The sequence below is a fragment of the Oleiphilus sp. HI0132 genome (genome assembly GCF_001635845.1).
The window spans coordinates 1-536 of sequence record NZ_LWGJ01001453.1 but is presented as its reverse complement, the minus strand read 5'-3'; the positions used below and the strand labels follow the sequence as shown (position 1 = coordinate 536).

At 48.1% G+C, this 536-nt stretch carries 1 protein-coding gene; it reads right to left on the bottom strand.

Going from position 1 to position 536, the window contains the following annotated elements:
* The coding region (locus A3766_RS22325; RefSeq protein WP_156509049.1) for a DUF5011 domain-containing protein at positions 1–536 on the bottom strand (536 nt) is incomplete at both ends.

The window sequence follows — 536 nt, the reverse complement described above, 5'->3', positions numbered from 1 at the left end:
GCCAGTATCTTGAACGTTAATTGTTCGGGTAACGGTAGTAGCAGAGTTGCCTGAGGAATCGTTCACGTTGTAGCTCAGTACATAGCTACCAACAACTGCAGCATTGACCGTACCGCTGACACCGATATTTGAAGATACATCTCCATCGACATTATCTAGCGCTGTCGCACCCGGGTCGGTGAAGATTGTATTCACCTCATGATTAATGGGGTTGGTTCCGATCAGCGTAATAACAGGGCCGCTCGCATCAGCAACATTAACTGTTCGTGTGACGGGGATTGCAGCGTTGCCAGCCGCATCACTCACGTTATACACAAGGGTGTAGCTACCAATTGTACCGGTATCAACAGTGCCACTCTGAATAATGCTTGCTGAAATATCGCCATCAATATTGTCCGACGCACTCGCATCCGCATCATTGTAGACACTACCTAGAGCGATATTAATGCTGCTGTCACCATTAAGCGTAATGACTGGGGCAGTAAAGTCGTTCACATTTACTGTACGTGTTTGCTGTACGGCAGGGTTGCCGTTGG